Source organism: Zongyangia sp. (genome assembly GCF_965361945.1).
Genome location: NZ_CBDTOK010000128.1, coordinates 1 through 4,813 on the forward strand (window position 1 = coordinate 1; position 4,813 = coordinate 4,813).

The window sequence follows — 4,813 nt, forward strand, 5'->3', positions numbered from 1 at the left end:
ACGAAAGCTTGTTACCTTGGATGGGAGAGATGTCCGGCCGACAACGGATATGGTGAAGGAGGCTATGTTTAGCATTCTTCACTTTGAACTGGAACAGGCCATGGTTTTGGATTTGTTTGCTGGCTCTGGTCAGCTGGGAATTGAGGCGCTGAGCCGAGGGGCCCGCTGTTGCATTTTTGTGGATCAGAGTGTCCAATCCCAGCAGGTGATTAAACAGAATCTGACCACAACACAGTTGGGTTCTAAGGCGCGGGTTGCAGCCATGGACGCGAAAGCATTTATCCGCTCCACTGGGGAAACCTTTGATATTGCCCTATTGGATCCGCCTTACGATAGCGGTATTCTGCCGGAGGTGTTACCGCTGGTGGCGGAAAAGATGAACGATGGCGGCGCGATCCTTTGTGAGACTAGACTCTATGAAGAGTTGCCCGAAGAGGTTGGGCAGTTTTATTTAAAGAAGAAGTACCGATATGGAAAAATTGCGCTGACCCTTTACAGAAAGAGAGAAGCGGAAGAATAAAAACAAATACAGTCTCAGTAAAACAGAATAGGGCGACGACGTCGAGGGGGAAAACAATATGAAAATTGGAATATGCCCAGGAAGCTTTGATCCGATTACCCGAGGGCATTTGGATATTATTAAACGAGCATCCAGCTTATTCGACAAGGTAATTGTTCTGGTGGTCCATAACCCCGCAAAGCACCCCTCCTTCACTCCGGAGGAACGGGTGGAGTTGATCCGGCGCAGCATTGGAGACTTTACCAATGTAGAGGTAGATGTTTACGGCGGCCTGCTGGCCGATTACTGCCGGGCCAAGGGCGCCGATGCCATCATCAAAGGACTGAGGGCGGTTTCAGATTTTGAATATGAATTCCAGATGGCCCTGACCAACAAAAAACTCAATCCCGACTGCGAGACGGTGTTTTTGACGACCAGCGCGGAAAACATGTATTTAAGTTCCAGCATTGTCAAGCAGGTAGCCCAGTTTGGCGGGGATATCAGTGATTTCGTTCCTGCCCAGGTGCTCTCTGACATTGAGCGGCGCCTGACCCACAAGGATCCGCAATAATGATAGGAATTGGTAGGTTTTGTGAACCAATAACAGAAGCGGTAGAGTGTCCGGAGGATAAAACCGCGGATGGGAGGCATTTATGAACATAGAAGAAATTTTGGATGTACTGGATGAACTTTTGGACAAGGCCTGGAGCCTTCCGCTAACCGGTGGACGCTGTGTTGTAGACGCGGAGCGGGTCAGAGAGCTCATCGATGACATCAGGCTCAATATGCCCACGGAGATTAAGCAGGCGAAGGCGATTGTAGCCGACCGCAGCGACATCATCCTGACCGCGAAGAAGGAAGCGGACGCGCTGATTAAGAAGGCCGAGGACCGGGCCCGCGCGCTGATTGCCCAGGAGGAAGTGGTAAAGCAGTCCCAGGCCAGGGCGGCAGAGCTTGTGAGCCAGGCTCAGTACAAGGCCAGAGAAATCCGCCAGGCGGCCAACCAATTTGCCGATAATGTGCTAAAAGAGGCGGAAGAAATGCTGAATACCTCTCTAAACCAGGTGAAAACGACCCGGTATGCACTAAAAAATCCGAAACGTTAAATTTCTGGTATACTTAGACAAAAATACCCCTTCGATTTTAGACGGAGGGGTATTTTTTTGCCAAAATTTAGATTGTAAATTCTGTTAAAATATATGAAATTCTATTGCAATTTCAAAAGTCAACGGTTATAATTATAGAAAAGTGGTGAATGGTGGTTAAAAGTGGTGAACTAGAACTTGGTTTCTAGCCCGTTTTTAAGGAGGTGGGGAAATGCTGATTGGCGAATATACGCATAGCCTGGATGCAAAAGGCAGAGTCAATTTCCCCGCACGGCTCAGAGAAGATCTGGGAGACCGCTTTATCATCACCAAGGGCCTGGATGAGTGTCTGTTTGTTTACTCTTTGGAAGAGTGGAACAAGCTGGATCAAAAGCTTTCCGAGCTGCCCCTTTCCAAATCCCGGATGCTTAAACGCTTTTTTTATGCGGGAGCCGTGGAGGTAGAAGGGGACAAGCAAGGCCGGGTCATCATCCCACAGAACCTGAGAGAATACGCGGGCCTTTCCAAAGATGTCACAGTGGTGGGCGCATCCACCCGGGCGGAAATTTGGGATAGCGCTAGATGGGCAAGCTACTGTGAAGACATTACGCCTGAAATGGTGGCAGAAGCCATGGACGAGCTAGGGTTCTGATTGGGGTGAGGTAGTTTGGAGTTTCGACATTACTCTGTGATGCTTGGTGAGTGCATGGATGCGCTGGCCATCCGGCCGGACGGAATCTATGTAGATGGCACCGCTGGAGGTGCGGGACACTCCTGCGAAATCGCGAAACGGCTGGGGCCGTCTGGCCGGCTCATTGCCTTGGACAAAGATCCTGATGCCATTGCAGTCGCTACCCAGCGGCTGTCAGATTATCCTATGGCACAGGTTGTCCAGTCAGATTTTGCGGAGATGGATCATGTGCTCGATGAGCTTCACATTGAGAAGATAGACGGCGTCCTGCTGGATTTGGGAGTTTCCTCCCATCAGTTGGACACAGGGGAGCGGGGCTTTTCTTATCAGCATGACGCACCGCTGGACATGCGCATGAGCCAGACGGGTACAAGCGCTTATGACATTGTAAACACTTACAGTGTCAAGGATTTGACCCGTATTTTAAGGGAGTATGCCGAGGAAAAATTTGCCTTTCAGATCGCAAAGAATATTGAGCGGGCCCGCCGTCAAAAGCCGGTGGAAACCACATTCCAGCTTTGCGATATCATCAAGGCGTCTATTCCGGCGGCGGCCCGCCGCACCGGTGGCAATCCAGCCAAGCGCACCTTCCAGGCGATCCGTATCGCCGTTAATGGCGAGTTGGAAAGTCTGTCTCGGGGACTGGATGCGGCATTTGACAGGCTTCGTCCTGGCGGCCGATTTGCGGTTATCACCTTCCATTCACTGGAAGACCGGATGGTGAAACAAAAATTTGCCGCCTTATGCAGAGGATGTACCTGTCCTCCGGATTTTCCGGTGTGTGTATGTGGAAACAAACCCAAGGGGAAATTGGTTTCCCGAAAACCCATTGAGCCGAGTGCAAAGGAATTGGAGGAAAACCATCGCAGCCATTCGGCCAAGCTCCGTGTTATTGAAAAGCTGTAGTGTGCAGAAAATGCAAAATAAGGGGTGAAGTTCTATGCAATACAGCCGTGAAAGCACAGCGTACGATTTATCAAAATTTGAACGCAAGCAGGAGAAAAAGCCCCAGATACGGGTCATCAAAGGGAAAAAGGCCCAGAGGGTCAATCGTGTGGCCATGGTCAAGATTTTCTTTGCAGCGGTCATCGTCATAGGAATCACCTCCCTGATGATTGTCAATCGTGTGGCTCTGACCGAAATCGGGGAAGAAATCAATGCGGCAAACGAAGATCTTCAGATTCTACAAAGCGAGAATACCCGTCTCAATGTAGAATTAGAAGAGAAGATGTCGTTGGATAACATTGAAGAAAAGGCTGTTAATGAATTGGGCCTGACAAAAATGAATAACTACCAGGTACAGTATCTTAATTTGACCCAGGAGGACAAAATCGAGTTGACCAATCCAAAATCAAGTGGAAATATATTTGATACGATTGCCGGCTGGTTCGACAAAATCAAGGAATACCTGAGCTAGTTAGAAAATAAGTATGGTAAAGGATAACAAGAGTTAAGCGGGTGTCTTGACTCTTAATTTTTTAGAGTGACTGGGATCGGAGGCGGCTGACTTTGTCCAAGGGACCCACGAGTAAAATGAGAAAGCGCATGATGGTGATCCTATGCGGTCTGGCCGTTGTGGGCTTTGCTACCCTTATTGTCCGGCTGTGCATCATTCAGCTGGTAGAAAGTGATGTCTATCAGAGCAAGGCAGAAGCACAGCAGATGCGGGTGACGACCATTAGCCCGAAGCGGGGCACAATTTACGATAGAAATATGAACGTACTGGCCCAGAGCGCCACGGTCTGGACTGTATTTGTCTCGCCTAACGATATCAAGGACGATGCGCAGAAGGAGCTAATTGCTTCTGGCCTTTCCGAGATATTGGAGGTGGATAAGGAAACCATCTTAGAAAAGTGTGAAAAAGACAATTATTATGAAGTCATCAAAAAAAGAATTGAAAAACCACTGGCAGATGAGGTGACTCAGTTCGCCACGGATAATAGTATTTCTGCCATCAATATTGAGGAGGACAACAAACGCTATTATCCCTATGGGAATTTCGCGGCCAATATTCTGGGCTTTGTAGGGGAAGATAACCAGGGCCTGAATGGCATTGAAAGCTATTATGACGATGTGCTCAGCGGGACGCCAGGCCGTGTTGTATCCGCTAAAAATGCCTGGGGCAGCGATATGCCCTATAAGTACGACCAGATGGTCGAAGCGGAGGACGGCAATTCCTTGGTTCTGACCATTGATGAGACCATCCAGCACTATCTGGAAAAGGCGCTGGAAACAGCGGTGGTGGAGAACAATGTCAAAAACCGGGCTGCTGGTATCGTCATGGATGTCAACACCGGTGAGATTCTCGCCATGGCCAATAAGACGGACTTTGATCCCAACGACCCATTTACCGTTACAGATACCTACGCGCTGGAACGTCTGGAAGCGGTAGAGGGGAATGAAGAAGCCTACGCTGAGCAGTTGCAGATTGAGCAGACCGCCCAGTGGAAGAATAAATCCATCACCGAGCCCTATGAGCCTGGCTCTGTATTTAAGATTATCACTGCGGCTAGCGCTCTGGATCTAGGAACCAGCAGC

Annotated in this window: 7 protein-coding genes; all 7 read left to right on the plus strand. The window is 49.3% G+C overall.

The features are described 5' to 3' along the window. A partial coding sequence (gene rsmD, locus ACZ25G_RS08290; RefSeq protein WP_463682131.1) for a 16S rRNA (guanine(966)-N(2))-methyltransferase RsmD occupies positions 1–520 on the plus strand: 520 nt, incomplete at its 5' end. Between the two features lie 58 nt (positions 521–578). Continuing rightward, positions 579–1,070 carry a pantetheine-phosphate adenylyltransferase gene (gene coaD, locus ACZ25G_RS08295; protein WP_191481719.1) on the plus strand — a complete coding sequence of 164 codons (492 nt, stop codon included), beginning with the start codon at positions 579–581 and terminating at the stop codon, positions 1,068–1,070. A gap of 82 nt (positions 1,071–1,152) precedes the next feature. After that, positions 1,153–1,605, plus strand: coding sequence for an ATPase (locus tag ACZ25G_RS08300; RefSeq protein WP_191481720.1), 453 nt, complete (start codon positions 1,153–1,155; stop codon positions 1,603–1,605). A 211-nt stretch (positions 1,606–1,816) separates the two neighbouring features. Beyond that, entirely contained in the window at positions 1,817–2,236 is a 420-nt protein-coding gene (gene mraZ, locus ACZ25G_RS08305) for a division/cell wall cluster transcriptional repressor MraZ (RefSeq protein WP_191481721.1), read from the plus strand. Positions 2,237–2,251: 15 nt separating this feature from the next. Continuing rightward, complete coding sequence (gene rsmH, locus ACZ25G_RS08310; RefSeq protein WP_191481722.1) at positions 2,252–3,181, plus strand: 16S rRNA (cytosine(1402)-N(4))-methyltransferase RsmH; 930 nt, start codon at positions 2,252–2,254, stop codon at positions 3,179–3,181. A gap of 34 nt (positions 3,182–3,215) precedes the next feature. Beyond that, the gene (locus tag ACZ25G_RS08315) at positions 3,216–3,692 is read left to right on the plus strand and encodes a cell division protein FtsL (RefSeq protein WP_191481723.1); all 477 of its coding nucleotides are present in this window, start codon (positions 3,216–3,218) and stop codon (positions 3,690–3,692) included. Positions 3,693–3,808: 116 nt separating this feature from the next. Beyond that, positions 3,809–4,813: peptidoglycan D,D-transpeptidase FtsI family protein (locus tag ACZ25G_RS08320; protein ID WP_463682132.1), on the plus strand; the 1,005-nt coding region annotated here is incomplete at its 3' end.